General features: G+C 63.3%; 18 protein-coding genes, 1 pseudogene and 1 riboswitch. Of the genes and pseudogenes, 9 read left to right on the top strand and 10 right to left on the bottom strand.

Features of this window, described 5'->3' with window-relative positions:
* Positions 1-3: 3 nt before the first annotated feature.
* Complete coding sequence (locus tag NKH98_RS17590) at positions 4-2,619, top strand: TIGR02302 family protein (RefSeq protein WP_352900099.1); 2,616 nt, start codon at positions 4-6, stop codon at positions 2,617-2,619.
* A 71-nt stretch (positions 2,620-2,690) separates the two neighbouring features.
* Here NKH98_RS17590 and NKH98_RS17585 read toward each other — a convergent pair whose 3' ends face one another.
* Positions 2,691-3,548 (bottom strand): LysR family transcriptional regulator, encoded by an 858-nt coding sequence (locus tag NKH98_RS17585; RefSeq protein WP_352505097.1) that lies wholly within the window; start codon positions 3,546-3,548, stop codon positions 2,691-2,693.
* A 223-nt stretch (positions 3,549-3,771) separates the two neighbouring features.
* Between NKH98_RS17585 and NKH98_RS17580 the strand changes: the two genes are divergently transcribed.
* Complete coding sequence (locus tag NKH98_RS17580) at positions 3,772-4,722, top strand: DMT family transporter (protein WP_352900097.1); 951 nt, start codon at positions 3,772-3,774, stop codon at positions 4,720-4,722.
* A 19-nt stretch (positions 4,723-4,741) separates the two neighbouring features.
* Here NKH98_RS17580 and NKH98_RS17575 read toward each other — a convergent pair whose 3' ends face one another.
* The 3 genes from NKH98_RS17575 to NKH98_RS17565 form a co-directional block, all read right to left on the bottom strand.
* The gene (locus NKH98_RS17575; RefSeq protein WP_352476273.1) at positions 4,742-5,113 is read right to left on the bottom strand and encodes a response regulator; all 372 of its coding nucleotides are present in this window, start codon (positions 5,111-5,113) and stop codon (positions 4,742-4,744) included.
* Positions 5,114-5,174: 61 nt separating this feature from the next.
* On the bottom strand, positions 5,175-5,717 hold the full coding sequence (hpt, locus tag NKH98_RS17570; RefSeq protein ID WP_254816654.1) for a hypoxanthine phosphoribosyltransferase: 543 nt from the start codon (positions 5,715-5,717) through the stop codon (positions 5,175-5,177).
* Between the two features lie 185 nt (positions 5,718-5,902).
* Positions 5,903-6,193, bottom strand: coding sequence for a hypothetical protein (locus NKH98_RS17565; RefSeq protein ID WP_352900094.1), 291 nt, complete (start codon positions 6,191-6,193; stop codon positions 5,903-5,905).
* A 235-nt stretch (positions 6,194-6,428) separates the two neighbouring features.
* Here NKH98_RS17565 and ftsE point away from each other — a divergent pair, with 235 nt between their 5' ends.
* The 3 genes from ftsE (at position 6,429) to NKH98_RS17550 (ending at position 8,914) form a co-directional block, all read left to right on the top strand.
* Positions 6,429-7,088, top strand: coding sequence for a cell division ATP-binding protein FtsE (gene ftsE, locus NKH98_RS17560; RefSeq protein ID WP_023677923.1), 660 nt, complete (start codon positions 6,429-6,431; stop codon positions 7,086-7,088).
* Positions 7,081-8,064, top strand: coding sequence for a cell division protein FtsX (locus NKH98_RS17555; RefSeq protein ID WP_352900092.1), 984 nt, complete (start codon positions 7,081-7,083; stop codon positions 8,062-8,064). Before ftsE ends, NKH98_RS17555 begins: the two co-directional genes overlap by 8 nt.
* Positions 8,065-8,152: 88 nt before the next feature.
* Positions 8,153-8,914 carry a YdcF family protein gene (locus tag NKH98_RS17550; protein WP_352704391.1) on the top strand — a complete coding sequence of 254 codons (762 nt, stop codon included), beginning with the start codon at positions 8,153-8,155 and terminating at the stop codon, positions 8,912-8,914.
* Positions 8,915-8,944: 30 nt separating this feature from the next.
* Here NKH98_RS17550 and NKH98_RS17545 read toward each other — a convergent pair.
* Positions 8,945-9,565, bottom strand: a pseudogene (locus NKH98_RS17545) (pyridoxamine 5'-phosphate oxidase family protein).
* Positions 9,566-9,697: 132 nt separating this feature from the next.
* Between NKH98_RS17545 and NKH98_RS17540 the strand changes: the two are divergent.
* Entirely contained in the window at positions 9,698-10,600 is a 903-nt protein-coding gene (locus tag NKH98_RS17540; protein ID WP_352801909.1) for a LysR family transcriptional regulator, read from the top strand.
* 110 nt (positions 10,601-10,710) lie between these two features.
* Positions 10,711-11,511, top strand: coding sequence for a lysophospholipid acyltransferase family protein (locus tag NKH98_RS17535; protein ID WP_352505091.1), 801 nt, complete (start codon positions 10,711-10,713; stop codon positions 11,509-11,511).
* 28 nt (positions 11,512-11,539) lie between these two features.
* Here the strand turns inward: NKH98_RS17535 and NKH98_RS17530 are convergent, their stop codons facing one another.
* Both NKH98_RS17530 and NKH98_RS17525 read right to left on the bottom strand, forming a co-directional pair.
* A complete protein-coding gene (locus NKH98_RS17530; protein WP_352801907.1) occupies positions 11,540-12,160 on the bottom strand; it encodes a LysE family translocator in 621 nt (206 codons plus the stop codon).
* Positions 12,161-12,239: 79 nt separating this feature from the next.
* Entirely contained in the window at positions 12,240-13,187 is a 948-nt protein-coding gene (locus NKH98_RS17525) for an aldo/keto reductase (protein ID WP_352900090.1), read from the bottom strand.
* A 331-nt stretch (positions 13,188-13,518) separates the two neighbouring features.
* Between NKH98_RS17525 and NKH98_RS17520 the strand changes: the two genes are divergently transcribed.
* The gene (locus NKH98_RS17520; RefSeq protein WP_352900087.1) at positions 13,519-14,499 is read left to right on the top strand and encodes a quinone oxidoreductase family protein; all 981 of its coding nucleotides are present in this window, start codon (positions 13,519-13,521) and stop codon (positions 14,497-14,499) included.
* A 44-nt stretch (positions 14,500-14,543) separates the two neighbouring features.
* Here the strand turns inward: NKH98_RS17520 and NKH98_RS17515 are convergent, their stop codons facing one another.
* The gene (locus NKH98_RS17515; RefSeq protein WP_352900275.1) at positions 14,544-15,077 is read right to left on the bottom strand and encodes a gamma-glutamylcyclotransferase; all 534 of its coding nucleotides are present in this window, start codon (positions 15,075-15,077) and stop codon (positions 14,544-14,546) included.
* A 114-nt stretch (positions 15,078-15,191) separates the two neighbouring features.
* On the opposite strand from NKH98_RS17515, the gene NKH98_RS17510 reads away from it, so the two are divergent.
* Complete coding sequence (locus NKH98_RS17510; RefSeq protein ID WP_352900085.1) at positions 15,192-16,193, top strand: DUF2125 domain-containing protein; 1,002 nt, start codon at positions 15,192-15,194, stop codon at positions 16,191-16,193.
* Between the two features lie 131 nt (positions 16,194-16,324).
* On the opposite strand, the gene NKH98_RS17505 is transcribed toward NKH98_RS17510, so the two are convergent.
* Together NKH98_RS17505 and hisC are read right to left on the bottom strand one after the other, a co-directional pair.
* The gene (locus tag NKH98_RS17505) at positions 16,325-17,260 is read right to left on the bottom strand and encodes a prephenate/arogenate dehydrogenase family protein (protein ID WP_352900082.1); all 936 of its coding nucleotides are present in this window, start codon (positions 17,258-17,260) and stop codon (positions 16,325-16,327) included.
* 6 nt (positions 17,261-17,266) lie between these two features.
* Positions 17,267-18,376, bottom strand: coding sequence for a histidinol-phosphate transaminase (gene hisC / locus NKH98_RS17500; protein ID WP_352900079.1), 1,110 nt, complete (start codon positions 18,374-18,376; stop codon positions 17,267-17,269).
* A gap of 138 nt (positions 18,377-18,514) precedes the next feature.
* Positions 18,515-18,592, top strand: a riboswitch (SAM riboswitch).
* The last annotated feature ends 75 nt before the right edge of the window (positions 18,593-18,667 follow it).

Genomic DNA, 18,667 nt, shown 5'->3' with positions numbered 1-18,667 from the left:
CCGATGACGCAACGACCCATTTTCACCAGCGATCGCAGTCTGGCCAGGCGCCTTGCCTTGAGCCGGCTGGGGACGCAGGTCTCGATAATCGTCGAACGCGGCTGGCCATTGCTGCTGCCGCTGATCATCGTCGCCAGCCTGTTCCTCAGCATTTCGTGGCTCGGCCTGTTCCCATTTTTGCCCGATCTGGCGCGGATCGGTCTTATCACGGCATTCGGCGTCGCAGCGCTTGCCGCACTCTATCCGCTGCGTTTCTTCCGCACGCCATCCAGTGCCGAGGTCGACCGCCGCATCGAGGCGGCCAACCGGCTCCTGCACAGCCCGGTGCAGGTCCAGACCGATCGTCCGAGCGGCAAGGAAAGTATTTTTTCGCAAGCCCTGTGGCGCGAGCATCAGCGGCGCATGGCGGACCGGCTGGGCGAGCTTGGCGGCGACGTGCCGCGCACACGCGTGCCGGAACGCGACCCGTGGGCGTTGCGCGCCGTCGCCGCGCTTTTGTTGGTCACTGCCTTTGCCTTCTCCTTCGGGCCGTCGGGCGGCAGGCTGGGCGACGGCTTTGTTGCCCGTGCCGCCCGCGACGTCGTGCCGCCGCGCATTGATGCCTGGGTGACGCCGCCGGCCTATACCGGCAGGCCGCCAATATTCCTGAACGCCCCAGTCCTTGCCAACAACGCCACTCAAACGGCGCCTACCTTCACCGTTCCGGAGGGCAGCGATGTGTCGCTGCGCGTCACCGGCGGTTCGGGCGAGGAAACGCTGAGTTACGCCGATACCGGCGGCAACACCCGCGCCATCGATCCGAGCGGGCCGCAAGCCGCCAAGACTGAGGCAACTCCGGCAACGCCTTCGACCGTGCGCCAGTTCAGCGGCAAGTTGACGGCCGACGGCACGCTGACGCTGCAGTCCGGCGACGGCGAGCTCGGCCGCTGGGCCTTCGCCATAATTCCCGACAAGCCGCCGCAGATCCGCTTTGTCGGCGAGCCGAAGCGCGCCGTCAACGGCGCCTTCGAACTCAACTACCAGATCGACGACGACTATGGCGCGGCCTCCGCCAAGGCGGTTTTCGCATTGGCCGATCCGCAGGCGCCCAACGCGCATCCGCTCTATGGCCCGCCGGAAATGCCGCTGACGTTGCCGCGCCGCGGCGGCAAGGCCAATGCCGCTAAGACGACGAAGGACCTGACCGACCATGCCTGGGCCGGTGGCAACGTCAAGCTGTCGCTTGTCGCCACCGACGGTGCCGGACATACCGCGACCAGCGAAACCAAGACGCTGGTGATGCCGGAGCGGCCATTCTCCAACCCGTTGGCGCGGGCCGTGGTCGAGCAGCGCCGCATGCTGGCGCTCGACGCCTATGCCAAGGACCGCGTGCTCGACCTGATGGATGCGATCACGCTCAGGCCCGAAGACACGTTCGACAACATGACGCACTACCTCGCCATCATGAGCGCCCGCACCCGGCTGAAGATGGCCGGCAGCGACGATCAATTGCGCGACGAGGTCGCTTACCTCTGGGAGATCGCGCTCGGCATCGAGGAAGGCAATCTGTCGGCGGCCGAGAAGCGGCTGCGCCAGGCGCAGCAGGCGCTGCAGGATGCGATCAAGAACGGCGCCAGCGACCAGGAGATCGAGAAGGCGATGAAGGAACTGCGCGAGGCGATGAACCAGTTCCTGCAGGAATTCGCGGCGCGGGCGCAGCAGAATCCGAATGCGCCACAGATGCAGCAGAACGGCCGGGAACTGCGCCAGAGCGACATCGACCGCATGATGGACCAGATCGAGAACCTGGCGAAATCCGGCAATCGCGACCAGGCGCAGCAATTGCTGTCTGAGCTGCAGGACATGATGAACAATCTGCAGGCAGGCCGCCAGCAACAAGGCGGTCAGCAGGACAGCGAGATGCGTCAGCAGATGGATAAGCTGGGCGAGATCATGCGGCGCCAGCAGGAGATGATGAACGACACCTTCCGCATGGACCAGATGCAGCGTGGCCAGCAACAGCGCGGGCAGAACCGCGACGAGCAGCTCGGCGAGAACGGTGAGCCGGGCCCGATGGACGAACAGGGCAAGCCCGGCCTGGGCGACGACCGCGATCCGCTCGGCCGGCCGGGGCAGATGACGCCGCAGGAATTCGCCGATGCGATGAAGCAGTTGCAGGAAGGCCAGGGCAAGCTGCAGAGCGAGCTCGATCAATTGAGGAAGAGCCTCGAAGGCATGGGCCTCGACCCCAATGAGGGGTTTGGCGAGGCCGGCAAATCCATGGGCAATGCCGAACAGGCGCTCGGCGAGGGCGAAGGCGACCAGGCCGTCGGTCACCAGGGCCGCGCATTGGAAGCCTTGCGCAGGGGCGCCAAGGACATGATGAAGCAATTGCAGGCGATGCAAGGCGACCAGGGCGGCAACGGCCAGGGCGGACGACAGCAGAATGCCGACCGTGACCCGCTCGGGCGGCCCCGCACCAGCGAGGGTCCCGATGACGGGAGTTCGGTGAGAGTGCCTGACGAGATCGACGTGCAGCGTGCCCGCCAAATCCTCGAAGCGATCCGCAAGCGGCTCGGCAATGCACTCAGCCCCGATATCGAGCGCAGCTATCTGGAGCGGCTGCTGGAGCTGAAGTAAGGCTGCCTGTATTCGGAAGATCGCCGCGCGCGGTCCGTGGTGGCCGCCACCGCCGGACCGAGCGGCATTCTTTAACGGTTGGTGAAAGCCTCGCGGATCGCCTCTTCCATGCCGTCGATGGCCTCGCCGGAAGCGTTCGGGTTGCGCCGCAGCACCACGTTCGAGGAATCGATGTCGCCGAACCCGTCGGCGGTCGTAAGCTCGCGGCAGCCGGCCGGGATGTTGCTGCGCGAGATCGGCGCAATCGCCAGCCCGGAGGTGACGGCGAGCCGCAGGCCGCCATTGGTATCGCTGGTGTAGGCGACACGATAGGCGAGATCGCGCTGTTCCAGCGACTTTATCGCGAAATCCTTGCACCAACCGGCACGGTTGTAGAGCGCGATCGGCACCGGCCGCTCCTCATGCATGTGATGCAGCTCTGACGTCACCCATACGGTCGGGTCATGCATCAGCACCTCACCGCCCAACAGATCCTGCCATTCGAACACCACCGCCAGATCGAGCTCGCCAGCGGCGAGCGCCGCGATCTGCGCACCGGAATGCGCGTAGCGGACGGTGATGTCGACCTGAGGATGGCGCTTGGCAAAGGCGCCGAGCGCGCGCGACAGGATCGCGTGGCCATATTCCTCCGGGATACCGATGCGCACCGGCCCGCCAAGCGGCGCCGCGACCATCGATGCCGCCGTCTCGTCGAGCAGTGAAACGATGCGCCTGGCGTTGGCGATGAGCTCGCCGCCGCGCCGTGTCAGCGCCACACCGCGCGAGCCGCGCTCGAACAGGCTGTCGCCGATCATGCCTTCAAGCTTCTTCATCTGCATCGAGACCGCCGACTGGGTGCGGCCGGCCCGCTCCGCCGCCTTGGTGAAATTGCCACTGTCGGCGACCGCCACGAAGGTTCGCAACAGGTCGCTGTCGAGATTGGGTCGCATGTGCCCGCCATAAGAAAATCTGATTGCTGGCATCATTCCAATTCGTTTGCAACATGTCAAACGGCGGACGATAGTTCGCCTTACCCATTGGATATGCGGCCGCGAAATCGGCCGCGGACCAATCAAAAGTCCTCACTCGTACCCGCTGCCCGAAATGGCGGCGGGTTCTTTTTACCCGGATGCAGGCCTGCGTTCGGCCGCGCACGCGGGGACAGGAGCGCCTATGCAGAATCGGCTTGTGCTCGGCATCCTCAGCCTCTGTCTCGGCGTACTGGTCTTTTCGCTGCAGGACCCGCTGGTCAAGGCGGTGTCGAGCCACTATCCGGTCACCGAGGTGATGGCGATCCGCTCGATCGTCGCCTTGCCGATCCTGGTTTTCCTCGTCCACGCCGATGTCGGATTGCAGGCAATCCTGTCGAAGCGGTTCGGCATGCTGACGATGCGCGCCTTCATCCAGTTCACCTCCTACACGGCCTACTATCTGGCAATCGCCGCCCTGCCGCTGGCTGACGCGGTGGCGCTCTATTTCATGGCGCCGCTGTTCATCATGGCGCTGGCCGGCCCCTATCTCGGCGAACGCGTGTCCTGGCAGGCGCTCGCCACCGTCCTGGTCGGCATGCTCGGCGTGCTGGTGATGGTGCGCCCAGGCGCCGGCTTGTTCGACTGGGCGGCGCTGCTGTCGCTAGGTTCGGCTCTGCTCTACGGTTTCTCGCAGCTGATGGCGCGCAAGATCGGCGACACCGAATCCTCGACCGTCATGGCGTTCTATCAGAACGGCGCCTATCTGGTCGGCGCGGCCTTGGTAGCGGCATTGTTTTGGCTGGCAGGCATTGACCACGCCGTGCATCCGAGCCTCGAGTTCCTCGTCCGGCCATGGGCCTGGCCGGCGACGCCGGATCTCCTCAAGATGGGGGCATGCGGCTTCGTTGCCTCGGCCGGAATGATCCTGTTGTCGCAGGCCTACCGGCTGGCGCCCGCCAACAGCGTCGCTACCTTCGAATACACCGGTATCATCTGGTCGCCGCTATGGGGTTTTCTGTTCTTTGCCGAAATGCCGCGACCAGCGACGGCGGCCGGCGCAGCCCTCATCATCGGCGCCGGGCTTTTTGCGCTCAATGCCGGCCCGCGGCGGAGCGGCGAGCCAGCCATTGCGGCGACCGGCGACCCTGCCTGAAGGCGGTCGACCTTAGGCTTTAGGCGAAGCAGGCGAGCGCCTGTTCGACGCGGGCGCGGATTTCAGCCAGCGCGAACGGTTTTTGCACGACGTCGAGAATAATGCCGTCCAATTCCTCGGCGCGCTCGCGTTGGTCGGCATAGCCGGTCATCAGCACGATCTTCACCGCCGGGAACAGCGCCACTGCCGCCTTGGCCATCTCGATGCCGTCCATCTCGGGCATGCGGATGTCGGACAGCACAAGGTCGTAGCCCCCCTGCGCCGCCCCGATCAGAGAAAGACCGTGCGCGCCATCGGCGGCAACAGTGACATTATGCCCGGCGCGTTCGAGCGCACGGGCGGCGAGGCTGCGGACGGATTCATCGTCCTCGACGATCAGGAGCTTTGCCATGGGCAGGATATTTGGCGAGGAAAAGTTGATGTTTCCTGAACCGCGAGCGGCGACAACCCAACTAGGCGTCGCCCTTGACGATGCCGACGAACGGCAATTCGCGAAACGCGTGGGCGACGTCCATGCCATAGCCGACGACGAAATAATCGGGGCAGTCGAAGCCGACATAGTCGGCGTTGAGCGTGGTCTGGCGGCGCATGCGCTTGTCGAGCAGCACGGCGATGGCACAGCTCCTCGCGCCGCGCGACAGCATGAGGTCGCGGGTGAAACTCAGCGTTTTTCCGGATTCCAGAATGTCGTCGATGAGAAGCACATCGCGACCGGCGACCTCGTTGTCGATGTCGCGCAGCACCCTCACCTCACCGCTGGTCGTGCCGGCGCCATAGCTGGAGATGAAGATGAACTCGACCTCCGGCGACAGGCCGACATCGTGCATGGCACGGATAAGATCGGCGGCGAAGATGAATGATCCCTTCAGCACCGAGATTACCAGAAGGTCGTGGTAGTCGTGCCCGGCGATCTCCTTGGCAAGTTCCAGGTTCCGCCGCGCAATGGCGGACGCTGAAAACAGGACTTCGATGTCCTTGCCGCGCACAACTGGCATTGGCTGCCCTTCCAGAAATGATCGCCGTGTAGGCGAAGCCGACCGAAACGGTCTTCAACCCCGTTTCTAGGCATGTCGAGCCGGCTGGCAAGGCCAAATCTTTCGCAGGACGCCCGCGAACGGTCGGATGCCCCCAGCGCGTCGCGAATCGTTTACCTGGTGACCTGTTGTTTTCTGGCGCCGTTCTAACGAACCAGCGTATGGCCGCCCGACATCCAGAAGGCGGCAAAGGCGGCACCGACGCCGGCAATCCAGAAGATCGGCCCGCCGTGCACCCACAACGGCCTTTCGACGGCGGTTTCGGGCTTGCGCAACATGCCCATGCCTTCGATCGAAGGCGTGGAAATCATGCGGGCAGGTGGCGGCGCAAAGTCTGGACGTGCAAAATGGCGGGGCAGCACCTCATAGTCGGCATCGATGACGTCGGCGGTCACGTCATGCCTGATGCGTTCCGGCTCGGCGGCCGGATCGGTCATGATTTCGCCGGAAACCGGGCGCGCGGTTCGATCCTCAGCCATCATGGCCTGACGCTACAGCCCTGTTCGCCGTTCGTTTCATTTGGGTAAACGGAAATGGTTAACGCTTCCCCACCGGAACCCCTGTGACTCGCTCGAAAAGCCGCCAAATTAACCGTCGGTTAACCATGCCGGCCGATGGTCTTACCACAGAAAGGGGTGGCATCTTGCCGCCAAGAATTTCAGGTCGTCGAAAGTGATCCGCTTCGAAAATGTCGGCCTCCGCTATGGCATGGGTCCGGAGATTCTCCGCGACATCTCCTTGCACATTCCGGAGCGCTCCTTTCAGTTCCTGAGCGGACCTTCAGGCGCCGGCAAGACGACGTTGCTGCGGCTTTTGTTCATGTCGCTGAAGCCGACGCGTGGCCTGATCACCATTTTCGGCAAGGACCGTTCGCGCATCTCGCGCACCGAATTGCCGCATCTGAGACGGCGCATCGGCGTGGTGTTCCAGGATTTTCGCCTGCTCGACCATATGACCACCTATGAGAACGTGGCCTTGCCGCTACGCGTGCGGGGCCGCGAGGAGGCGACCTACCGCACCGACGTCACCGAGCTGCTGAAATGGGTCGGCCTCGGCGAGCGCATGCATGTGCTGCCGCCGGTGCTGTCTGGCGGCGAGAAGCAGCGCGCCGCCATCGCCCGGGCGTTGATCGAGCAGCCCGAGATCCTGCTCGCCGACGAGCCGACCGGCAATGTCGACCCGCCGCTGGCGCGACGCTTGCTGCGGTTGTTCATCGAGCTCAACCGGCTGGGGACAGCCGTGGTGATTGCCACCCACGACCTCGGCCTGATGGAACAGGTCGACGCACGGCGAATGATCCTGGCCGGCGGAAGGCTGGACATCTATGACTGAGCTCTCCGTCGAACATTTCGAGGGTCAGGACGCCGCGGCGGCAAAGCCCCGCGTCCAGCGCAAGATGGCGCCGATCGTGCCGGCGCAGAACATCGCCGGCCGGGCGCTGGTGCTGGTCATCGCAATCATGACGTTTCTGTCCTGCCTGACGTTTGGCGCAGTCACGCTGGTGCGTGACACCGCCTCCGTCTGGGAGAACCAGATCTCGCGCGAAGCGACCATCCAGATCAAGCCGGTCGACGGCCTCGACATGGAGGCCGCACTTGCGCTTGCCTCGCAGATCGCAGGCGAATTCCCTGGCGTGAAAAGCGCCAGGATCGTCGATCGCGAAGCAACGGCCCGACTGCTCGAGCCTTGGCTAGGCTCGGGCCTGAACATCGATGAGCTGCCAGTGCCCCGCCTGATCATCATCACTATTGACGAGAACAGTCCGCCCGATTTCGCCGCACTGCGTGCGGCAATCACGCCGAAGCTGCCGAGCGCCTCGCTCGACGATCATCGCACCTGGGTCGACCGGCTGGTTGCTATGGCCCGCACCACGGTAACGATCGGTGTCGCAGTGCTGGCGCTGATGCTGTCTGCGACGGTGCTGACCGTTGTATTCGCGACGCGCGGCGCCATGGCCGGCAACGGCCACATCATCGAGGTGCTGCATTTCGTCGGCGCCGAGGCGCGCTTCATCGCGCGCGAATTCCGCCGGCATTTTCTGGTCACCGGCATGAAGGGCGCCGCGGCAGGCGGCGCCGCGACGATCCTCGTCTTCATCGTCTTCTCCTGGTGGTCGTCACGCAATATGGCGACACCGCAGGCCGACCAGGCGACCGCCCTGTTCGGCAATTTCGCCATCGGCTCGGCGGGTTATCTCGGGGTCGCCGTCATGGTGCTGGTGATCGGCGCGCTGACGGCGGCAACCTCCCATTTCACCGTGGTTACCTATCTCAGCGACATCGATATTCGCCAGCCGGACGCCGGCTAAAGGAAAGATCGATCACGGATGAAAACGCCTCGTCACGAAAATTGCATTTTTTTCCTACCAAAGGCCGTATTTCGGGATTAACCATTTCATGATGGACGTTCGGGACTCGACCGATACCGCTGGGTGCATGCCAGTGCTGGTTGCGCGTCCGCATGAATTCGCCGGGCCTGATGAATTTGCCAAGCCGGATCAATCCGCCAAACATGGGCGGCTGCTGGCAGCCCGCTCGTTGCGCCTCTCGGCTCTCCTTCTGCTCGCCCTTGTGGCGTTGTTTGTCGCCGGCTTCGGCTGGTTCGCCAATACCGTCAGCCGTCTGACGACGCCCGCCAATCCGGCAAGGGCCGACGCTATCATCGTGCTGACCGGCGGCCAGTCGCGACTCGACGCTGCTATGGGCCTGCTTGCGTCAGGCAAGGGCGAGCGGCTGCTGATCAGCGGCGTCCATCCTTCCGCCAGCCGCCGCCAGCTTCAAGCCGCGACCGGCGGCGACAAGAGGCTGTTTTCATGCTGCGTCGACATCGACCGCGCTGCGCTCGACACGATCGGCAATGCCGAGGAAAGCGCCAAATGGGTCGAGGACCATGCCTACGGCACCGTCATTCTCGTCACCAACAATTATCACATGCCGCGCAGCCTGCTGGAAATGGGCCGGCTGCTGCACGGCGCAAGGCTCGAGCCCTATCCGGTGGTCAACACCAACCTCGAGAATGGCGGCTGGCTGACCAAGCCGGAAGCGCTGCGTGTACTGTTCACCGAATATAACAAATACCTGCTGGCGCTGGCCCGCGGCATCATGCCGGTGAAGCAAACCGAGAGCGTCGCGCTGGCCGACGCCGCAGGCGGGAGCTGAACGGCACCGGCACTTTTTATTCCCTGGCTCTTATTCCCTGGCTGCTGCATCCGATCGCAAGCGTGCGATCTCCTGTTCGAGCCGTTCGATGCGCTTGTCGCGTTCGCCCAGCGCCGCCGCCACGTCGGCCGCTTCGAAACGCTAAGGGATGTGCTGCGAGCAATTTGAATCCCAAGCCGAAACCGCAAACAGGATAACCTGCTCGGGTCGCGCCTTATAGTCTTGCGGCATCAGCTTTGCGGTCAGCTCGGCATCGCCCTCGACGACTTGCGCTTTGCCCCAGATCTTGATGCGCTGCCGGTGCGCATAATCGATCAGAAACAGGAAAGCCTGTGGGTTGTCGCTGAGGTTGCCCTGGGTGATGAACTGCCTGTTGCCGGAAAAATCGGCAAAGCCGATCGTCCGTTCGTCGAGCACCTTGAGGAAACCGGCAGGCCCGCCGCGATGCTGGATGTAAGGCTGCCCGTCCGCATTGGCGGTCGACAGAAAGACGCTGGTCTGCGCCTCGATGAAGGCGGCGAGATCGGGCGTGATTGCCGCCTGCCAGCTGCCACGCTCCTCGACACGGGCATAGGCCTGGCGCGAGCCCTTGCGGGCCTGGATCGCCTTCACCGTCGGGGTGAAGGCGACATCGCTGGTGTGAGCGTTCATGAAGATCTCCTTAGGCGCCGAGTGCGCTGCATTGTTCGCTTACGAGAATAGGGCCTTCCGTCTTCGAGATGCAGATGCCATATCTGCAACCTATCCTTCCGTTTTTCGGAAGGGCAAATTTTCGGTAGAGCTATGGATCGCCTCCAGTCCATGTCGCTTTTCGTTGCCGCGGCGGAGACAGGCAGCCTCTCGGCTGCCGGGCGTCGCTTCGGCATTCCGCTGACGACGGTCAGCCGCAAGGTTTCGGACCTGGAAAGGCACCTGAAGACACGGCTGTTGAACCGCTCGGCGCGGCAGCTGTCGCTGACCGATGCGGGCCACGCCTATCTCGCCGCCTGTCGCCGTATTCTCGATGAGATCGGCGAGGCCGAGCGAATGGCCGCCGGCGAATACAGCGCCCCGACCGGCGAACTGATCGTCACTGCGCCGATCGTCTTCGGCCGCCTGCATGTGCTGCCGGTCGTCACCGGCTTCCTCTCCGTCTATCCCGAGGTAAGTGTGCGGCTTACACTCGCCGACCGGATAACCCAGCTGGTCGAAGAGCACATCGACCTCGCCATCCGCATCGGCGAGCTTGCCGATTCGAGCCTGATCGCCACCCGCCTGGGTTCAATCCGCCGCGTCGTTTGTGCGAGCCCGGCCTATCTCGCCGAGCACGGCACACCGAAAACGCCGCAAGACCTTGCAGGACACAGTGCAATCACCTTCGAAGGGCTCACCGCCGCCAGTTGGAGCTTCGCCACCGGCAAGGCTGAATTCAGCGTGCCGGTCCGCTCCAGGTTACGGGTCAACACGGCAGAGGCAGCAATCGATGCGGCGATTGCCGGCGTCGGCGTGACGAGGCTGCTTTCCTACCAGATCGCCCCCGCCCTCCGGTCTGGTACGCTGCGCCCGGTGTTGCAGGAGTTCGAGCCAGACCCATGGCCGGTGAGTCTCGTCCATGCCGGCCAGGGTCTGCTGCCAGTGAAACTGCGTGCGTTTCTCGATTTCGCCGCCCCGCGCCTGAAGGAGCGGCTGGCACAGTCGACGTGGTAAATCAGAGCAAAGGAGCGGACACCGGCTCATTGCCGGCCACTGCTGCACCGTTTCCTTTTTGCCGGCGCTTGGTGTAACCAACGCACACCTCCTCACCGGGCACTTGCTGTATGCTCTATTTCCGCTCGCTGGCGTTCAATCTCGCCTTCTACCTCAACTTGATCGTCCAGATGATCCTCTGGACTCCGTATTATTTCCTGTCGCCGCGCCATCGCGCCTGGTTTGTGCCGAAATTCTGGTCGCGCACCAGCATGTGGCTCTACGATAAGGTCGCCGGCACCAGGAGTGAGATCACCGGCCAGGAAAACCTGCCTGAAGGCTCCTTCATCCTGGCGCCGAAGCATCAGTCCTTCTGGGACACGATCGCTTTCCTGCCGTATCTCGACGATCCCGTTTACATATTGAAGCGGGAGCTGACCTGGATCCCGTTCTTCGGTTGGTACATCTTGAAGATGCGGATGATTCCGGTCGATCGCGGCAGCCGCTCGAAGGCATTGAAGATGGTTATCGCCGCGACCAAACAGGAATTGGCGCGCAATCCGCGCCAGCTCATCATCTATCCCGAGGGCACGCGCCGTGCGCCGGGCGACGAACCGGTCTACAAATACGGCATCGTCGAACTTTATGCGCAACTTGGCATTCCAGTGGTGCCCGTCGCTCACGTCGCCGGCCTCTATTGGCCGCGCCGCAAATTCCTGCGCTATCCCGGTACGATCAAGGCGCGCTTCCTGCCGCCGATCCCGCCGGGCCTCGGCAAGGAAGAATTCATGCACCGGCTGATCGGCGAGACGGAAGCAGCCTGCGACCAGCTCCTCGTCGAGGCGTCGCAGACGCCGAACCCGCCGCCGATGCCGCCGACGGCGGTGAAAAGGCTTGGTGAGCTGGACGCGAAACGTGAATTGAAAGGCTGAGACACCCTGCCGCGAACGCCAGAAGGGTTCACGGCAAGGCAGCCAGGCCGGCTGTTGCAATCAGCGTCACCGCAAACACCAGATTGATGATCCGCGACGCCAGCGGTTTGCGCAGCAAACGTGCAAAAGCCGCGCCGGCGAGAAGCCACAAGAGATGAATGGCAACGATCATCAAGGCGAGGACCGCCAGCTTGGCTGAAATAGCAAGACCGCCGGCGCCGGAAGACGCGCCGGCAAACACGGCGGCAATCGCCACATAGCCTTTCGGATTGGCAACGGCCAGAAGGAACCCGCCAAGGAAAGTGGGAAGCGCTGCCCTACCGACGCGTGCCGCCAGTGGCGGCGCCGTCGCTATCTTGAACGCCAGATAGAGGATGTAGGCTGCCGAGGCGACCGCCAACAGCGCTGCGAGCTTCGGCAGCGCGGTGAGAACGGCCATGATGCCCGTCGCCACCACCAAAAGCACGAGGACCGTGCCGACAACGATTCCCGAGGCATAACGGAGCGAATCGCGCAGGCCGAACGCGGCGCCGATCGCGGTGACACTTATCGTCGCCGGCCCCGGGCTGCCCATAACGATGGCCGATGCCAGCACAAGCGCCAGCAATTGCTGCCATAGCTGCTGATCGAGAAGACCCTGTCCGGCCATGCGGCGTCCCCGGCATCCTGTGACGATGCAGGGACGGTAGGGCAAGGCAGCGGCGCGGGTCTTGAACGATCGTGCGCGGCTATGCGCTGGCCTTGTCGAGCTCGGCGATGTCGTCCGGGCTGAGCTGCAACGACGCGGCCCGCACCAGGCTGTCGAGCTGGTCGAGCGTCGTCGCGCTGGCGATCGGAGCGGTGACGCCGGGCCGCGCCATCACCCAGGCCAGCGCCACTTCCGCCGGCGTGGCCGAATGTCTGGCCGACACGGCATCGAGCGCTGAGAGGATGCGCATGCCGCGCGAATTGAGGTACCCTTTCACACCGCCACCGCGCGGGCTTTTGCCGAGGTCGGCTTCGCTGCGGTACTTGCCGCTCAAAAATCCCTTGGCGAGGCTGAAATAGGTGATGACGCCGATGTCCTCGGCCGTGCAGAGGTCACGCAGCGGACCATCGAAGGACGAGCGGTCGTACAGGTTGTACTCCGGCTGCAGCACCTCGTAGCGCGGCAGGCCGCGCAGGCTTGCCACGTCGAGTGCGGCGTGTAACTGGGCGGCGTCGAGGTTGGAAGCGCCGGCATAACGGATTTTGCCCTTGTCGAGCAGTTTCTGGTAAGCGCCGAGCGTTTCCTCATAAGGGGTCGCCGGGTCGGGCCAGTGCGACAGATAGAGATCGACGCTGTCGACCTGCAGCCTCTTCAGCGAAGCATCGATGGCCTTTTCGATATAGGCGGCCGAGAGGTCCCTCTTGCCCTGTCCCATATCCGAGCCGACCTTGGTGATGACGACGACCTTGTCGCGGTTGCCGCGGCTCTTCATCCATCTGCCGATGATGGTTTCCGATTCGCCGCCCTGGTGGCCGGCAATCCAGCGCGAATAGGAATCCGCCGTGTCGATGGCGTTGAAACCGGCCTCAATGAAGGCATCGAGCAGGTCGAACGAGGTTTTCTCATCGGCGGTCCAGCCAAACACGTTGCCGCCCAGAACCAATGGCGCGATGGATAGGTCGGTGCGACCGAGACGACGTTTCTGCAAGACTGATCTCCATGGTGATTCATGCTGGGGCGGATGGGAGCCGCCGACTGGGCTAACTTATGTCCTGGCGTGGCAACGTCAAACGCATCGCCTCTTTTCCAACCCGCCGGCGCTTCACAAAGCCGCGACCCGCCGCGCCGTGTCCGGCTCAAGGCGCTGGTCCCGGATATCCAAACCAGCAGCCTCTGAAGAAACGATCTGGCAAATTTGGCACATAGATTGTCAAATCTGCCAATTCTGACTTTTGCCGGCCGACCGTAGGTTCCGCCGCGCCGACGCGGTCGGCCGGGCCCAGACTGTTGGCCTGGGATCATTTGTTATGGAGAACGGCATGAAAGCAATCGTATTTGACGCCATCGGTTCGCCGCGCGACGTGCTCTACATGGACGACCTGCCGATGCCGCGCATCGGCGACGGCGAGGTGCTGGTCAGGATGGTCTCGGCCTCGATCAATCCGGGCGACTTCCTGTTTATCCAGGACCTCTATCCCGAACCGAAGAAGCCGCATTTTCCCCGGCAGATCGCGGGAAACCACGGTGCCGGCATCGTCGAAGCCGTTGGCGCGAATGTCTTGCTGGAACCGGGCACGCTTGTCGCGTTCAGCTATTATGGCAGCTGGGCCGAGTACGCGGCCATTCCCGCCGAATGGCTGATCCCGTTGCCTGCGGACTATCCGGTCGAACGCGCCGGGCAGATGGTGAACCCCATTACCGCGTGGGATCTGCTGACGGATTCCCGTGTCCGGCCCGGGCAGTGGCTGGCTGTCACGGCCGGCTATTCGTCGATTTCAACAATGGTGATGCAGTTCGCCCAACGACGCGGCATCAACGTCATCGCGCTGGTGCGGCGCTCGCACCAGAGCTTCGACCTGAAGACGCTTGGCGCCTCTGCCATTCTTGACCTTTCGGACTTGAAGGCAAGTATCCGGGAAGCGGTGATGGATATCACCGGCGGCGCCGGATTGAACGGGATTGTCGACAATGTCGGCGGACCTGTCAGCGGCGAATTGATCCGCACCCTGGCGCTCGGCGGGCAGATGGTGATCAATGGCGGAATGAGTGCCGAGCGCTTCGAACTGCACAATTTCGATGTGTTGCTGAGCGGCGTCGAAATCAGGGCAAATATCTATCGCTACTTCTTTTCGCCGCCTGCCGAAGCCGACCGGCCTGTCCTACGCGAGATCATCGACATCTTTGGCCAGCCGGGCTTCCACGTTCCTGTCGGCGGTCTCCACGCGCTGACCGAGTTCAAGGTTGCGGTGGCAAACAGCCTGGATCGCGCCGATCTTGGTAAACAGATTTTCAGGATGTAGCCCGCGTCACGGCACCGAAAATATCATGATAACGATAAAAGGCGCTACGTCGCGATCCGTCTCGTCACGTCTTCCAGCCAATGATCGCTTATACCCAGTGCTTCGAGGTGCTCCAGCGTGCTGAGCACGTAATCCTCATTCCTCCCCGACTGGCCGACGGCGCCGCGAACGACGGCCGCCGCCTCGGCCGGGTCGAGCGCACCGGCATATTGCTCGTGGCTGCGGTCCACGACATAGGCGATGGCTTCGACTGTCCCGCTCCCATCCGTTTCACTCTTGTCGAGGCGAACGCTGAGCACACGTTCGAGATAGACGTTGGTGACCAGCTCGCGTTCGCGCAGATAGGTGGTGACCTCGTTGCGCAGCTCGCCTGGGACCCGGAACGCGAGCCCGATGCAGGAGCCGCCGCGGTCGAGTCCGAGCACCAGGCCCGGCCGTTCGCGCGTGCCGCGATGCACGAAAGAATAGACGCAGAGCGAACGGCGGTAGCCATGCAGGCGGGCACGCCGCGTCTCGACATGCGCGAATCCCGGCCGCCAGATCAGTGAGCCGTAGCCAAAAACCCAAAAATCGCCCATATCGCCAAGCCTGATTGTAACGAACCACTCCATCGGTGGTGTTTCAGTCCGTCTACCTGTTGTTGCCGCAAGCGACAGCCCGCCCGTGCCACCCGCGTTAACGAAAGCCGCAGCATGACGTCAAGTGACGAGCGCCCGCCGCCCAGCCAGCGTCGCCGCCTGTTGTGGCTTGCCGCTTTCATTCTCGTGCTGTTCGGCATCTACAGCGCGGGCTGGTTCTACCTGGCGGATCTGGTCGAGAGCGCCGCCGACAAGGCGGTCGCCGATCTCGATGACAAGGGCATCAAGGCCGACTGTGCCAATCTCGCGGTCAGCGGCTATCCCTTCAGCTTCACCCTTTCCTGCGACAGTCTGGCTTACGAGGACGACAGCCGCAACGTCGCGGCCTCGACAGGCAAGATCAACGCTGCCACCCAGATCACGCGGCTTCTGTCGCCTGCCGCCGAGTTCAGGGGGCCACTCAGGACCTCCGTTCCCGGCATGACCCCGCTGTGGATCGACTGGGATGATCTGCGGGCCGACATGAAGCTGTCCTGGCCGCTGCCGAGACGCCTCTCGCTACAGGCAGAAGGCCTGTCCGGCCAGACCGATCCGGCAGACGATGCCGATCCCGTCTCGCTGTTCAGCGCCGGAACTGCCAGCGGGCAATTGCGCCCAAACGGTCCGGACGTCGACTATGCCGGCAATTTCACCGATCTCGAAATCGACGCGGCGGCCATCGACGGGCGCGTCTTGCCGCCGCTCGATGGCGGCGGCGAATTGACGCTGAAGAACGGCGTGACGCTGATCAAGGCAAACCCGAAGAGCCTGCGCGGCCTCGCGGCCGAAATCCACGAGCTCGATCTGTCGTCCGGAACTGCGCGCATCACCGTTTCCGGACCTCTGTCGGTCGATGACGGCGGTCTCATAAATGCCGATCTGACGATCAAGCTCAAGGATCCAAAGGCCGTGGCGGCGATCCTTGCCACCGCCATCCCCGAGCAGAAGAAAGAGATCCAAACCGGCTTTGCCGGACTGGCGCTGCTCGGCAACCAGCCGTCGATGCCGCTGAAGATCGTCAGGGGCAAGGCCTCGCTCGGCTTCATCCCGCTCGGCAAGATCAAGCCGCTCGACTAGAGTAATCCAGGAAAAGTGTGAACGGTCTCCCGTCCGGAATTGCGCAAAACAAAGAGACAGAGCATTTCGGCGTTTCCGTGAAACGATAAACCGCTCCAAGCCTGTCTGGCCTGCGATCGGCCTGCCGCGGCTTATCCCTTCGGCGGGTGTTCGACTGCCTGGCGACCGAAATCCGGTACGTCGATATCCTGGCCGGCCTCGATGATCGAGCGGCGGACGGCGCGGGTGCGGGTGAACAGGTCGAACAGCTTTTCGCCGTCGCCCCAGCGGATCGCCCGCTGCAGCGAGGACAGATCTTCCGAGAATCGCGCCAGCATTTCGAGGATGGCGTCCTTGTTGTGCAGGCAGACGTCACGCCACATGGTCGGGTCGGACGCCGCGAGACGGGTGAAGTCGCGAAAGCCGGAAGCCGAGTATTTGATGACCTCGGACTTGGTCACCGACTCCAGATCGTCGGCGGTACCGACGATGTTATAGGCGATGATGTGCGGCAGGTGCGAAACGATGGCCAGCGTCATGTCGTGATGCTGCGGGTCCATCGTGTCGATGTTGGAGCCGCAGCGGCGCCAGAATTCCGAGAGCCTTTCCAGTGCCGCGGGATCGGTGCCGGGCAGCGGCGTGAAGATGCACCAGCGGTTCTCGAACAGTTCGGCAAAACCGGCATCCGGTCCCGACTTTTCGGTGCCGGCCAAAGGATGGCCGGGGATGAAGTGCACGCCATCAGCCACATGCGGCTGCATCTGCGCGATCACCGATGCTTTGGTCGAGCCGACATCGGTGAGGATGGCGCCCTTCTTCAGCGCCGGCGCGATCTCCGCGGCGACGGTACCCGAAGAGCCGACCGGCACCGAAACGACGACCAGATCGGCATCGCGAACCGCCTCTTTCGCATCCGTCGTGTAGGTGTCGCCGAGGGCGAGTAGGCTCGCCCGCGCCAGCGTCGCTTCGCTGCGCGTCGAAATCGCGACTTGGCCGGCGAGCCCCTCACGGCGGATGACGCGGGCCAGCGACGAGCCGATCAGGCCGATGCCGACCAGCGCGATCTTTTCGAACATCGGTGAGGTCATGGTGTTCTAGCTTTTCAGGAATGTCGCGAGTGCGGCGACAACGCCGCGGTTGGCCTCTTCGGTGCCGATGCTCATGCGCAGCGCGTTCGGAAAACCGTAGCCGGAAACGCGCCGCAATATGTAGCCGCGCGCACTGAGGTAGTCGTCGGCAGCAGCCGCCGAATGCTTTTTGTCCTCGGGAAAGTGGATAAGGATGAAATTGCCGACGCTCGGTGTCACCCGCAGCCCGAGCCCGCTTAATTGCTCGCTCAGCCAGGCCAGCCAGGTCTCGTTATGCGCCACGCTGCGCTCGATATGGACGCGGTCGCGGATCGCCGCGATACCGGCCTCGATAGCCGTCGCATTGACGTTGAAAGGCCCGCGCACGCGGTTGATCGCGTCGATGATATGCGTTGGCGCATACATCCAGCCGATCCGCGCCCCGCCCAGGCCCAATTTGGAGAAAGTGCGGGTCATGACCACGTTTTCCGCGCTGCCCACCAACTCGACGCCGGCTTCATAGTCGTTGCGCCGGACATATTCGGCGTAAGCGGCATCCAGCACCAGAAGCACGTTTCGCGGCAGGCCGGCATGCAGGCGGCGCACCTCCTGGAACTGCACGTAGGTGCCGGTTGGATTGTTGGGATTGGCAAGGAAGATGATCCTGGTACGCGGCGTCACCGCGGCAAGGATTGCATCGACATCGGCGCGTTCATCGGTCTCCTTGACCGTAACCGGGACGGCACCGGCCGATTGTATGTAGATCTTGTAGACCATGAAGCCGTGTTCGGTGATGATGGCTTCGTCGCTAGGCGCGAGGTAGGTCTGCGCCAGCAGGCCCAGAATCTCGTCGGAGCCGTTGGAGCAGACGATGTTCGCCGGGTTGAGCCCGTGCACCTCGGCGATCGCTTCCCGCAGGCGCCTGGCGCTGCCGTCGGGATAGACCGCGAGCTTGTCGGCGACCGCGCGCGCGGCCTCTATCGCCTTTGGCGAAGGACCGAGCGGGTTCTCATTTGACGACAATTTATGGACCTTGGCGACACCTTCAGGCGCCGTGCTCTTGCCGGGCACATAGGCTTCGATATCCATGATGCCGGCGCGGGGCCTTGGGCGTGTCTGATCCGGTATCTGGCTCATTCCATGAAATCCGTCGAGAGTGCCTCCATCCGGAGGCCGCAGCGGAAATACAAGCCGTGGCCCGGAATGTCGAGGGCCGGCAAATCGGGATCAAGAACTTGCCGTTGACGAAGCCATGCGTCGGTCCTAGAAGAGCAGCGAAAGTTCCGTGGTGATTTGGCCGGTCGGCTTGCAGCCACGTTAAACAACTTGCTAAAGGGCCGTTTGCATCTTGTAACCGGCTTTGCGAAGGCATGGCCGGTTTTTTGTTGCCCTGGCTGGTTGTTGCCCAGACCGGCGGTGGACAACTGA

This window comes from Mesorhizobium sp. M0833 (assembly GCF_040319905.1).
GTDB lineage: Bacteria > Pseudomonadota > Alphaproteobacteria > Rhizobiales > Rhizobiaceae > Mesorhizobium.
Note: the sequence above shows the minus strand (reverse complement) of the source record. Positions and strands in the feature narration are given on the sequence as shown.

Excerpts from the sequence above, each read along its gene's own strand:
- NKH98_RS17510 (WP_352900085.1), top strand. The coding sequence starts at position 15,192 with ATGACGTCAAGTGACGAGCGCCCGCCGCCCAGCCAGCGTCGCCGCCTG.
- NKH98_RS17590 (WP_352900099.1), top strand. The coding sequence starts at position 4 with ATGACGCAACGACCCATTTTCACCAGCGATCGCAGTCTGGCCAGGCGC.
- NKH98_RS17515 (WP_352900275.1), bottom strand. The coding sequence starts at position 15,077 with ATGGGCGATTTTTGGGTTTTTGGCTACGGCTCACTGATCTGGCGGCCG.
- NKH98_RS17565 (WP_352900094.1), bottom strand. The coding sequence starts at position 6,193 with ATGACCGATCCGGCCGCCGAGCCGGAACGCATCAGGCATGACGTGACC.
- NKH98_RS17535 (WP_352505091.1), top strand. The coding sequence starts at position 10,711 with ATGCTCTATTTCCGCTCGCTGGCGTTCAATCTCGCCTTCTACCTCAAC.
- NKH98_RS17530 (WP_352801907.1), bottom strand. The coding sequence starts at position 12,160 with ATGGCCGGACAGGGTCTTCTCGATCAGCAGCTATGGCAGCAATTGCTG.
- NKH98_RS17585 (WP_352505097.1), bottom strand. The coding sequence starts at position 3,548 with ATGCGACCCAATCTCGACAGCGACCTGTTGCGAACCTTCGTGGCGGTC.
- NKH98_RS17580 (WP_352900097.1), top strand. The coding sequence starts at position 3,772 with ATGCAGAATCGGCTTGTGCTCGGCATCCTCAGCCTCTGTCTCGGCGTA.
- NKH98_RS17540 (WP_352801909.1), top strand. The coding sequence starts at position 9,698 with ATGGATCGCCTCCAGTCCATGTCGCTTTTCGTTGCCGCGGCGGAGACA.
- NKH98_RS17575 (WP_352476273.1), bottom strand. The coding sequence starts at position 5,113 with ATGGCAAAGCTCCTGATCGTCGAGGACGATGAATCCGTCCGCAGCCTC.
- NKH98_RS17505 (WP_352900082.1), bottom strand. The coding sequence starts at position 17,260 with ATGACCTCACCGATGTTCGAAAAGATCGCGCTGGTCGGCATCGGCCTG.
- NKH98_RS17520 (WP_352900087.1), top strand. The coding sequence starts at position 13,519 with ATGAAAGCAATCGTATTTGACGCCATCGGTTCGCCGCGCGACGTGCTC.
- hpt (WP_254816654.1), bottom strand. The coding sequence starts at position 5,717 with ATGCCAGTTGTGCGCGGCAAGGACATCGAAGTCCTGTTTTCAGCGTCC.
- hisC (WP_352900079.1), bottom strand. The coding sequence starts at position 18,376 with ATGAGCCAGATACCGGATCAGACACGCCCAAGGCCCCGCGCCGGCATC.
- NKH98_RS17550 (WP_352704391.1), top strand. The coding sequence starts at position 8,153 with ATGATGGACGTTCGGGACTCGACCGATACCGCTGGGTGCATGCCAGTG.
- NKH98_RS17555 (WP_352900092.1), top strand. The coding sequence starts at position 7,081 with ATGACTGAGCTCTCCGTCGAACATTTCGAGGGTCAGGACGCCGCGGCG.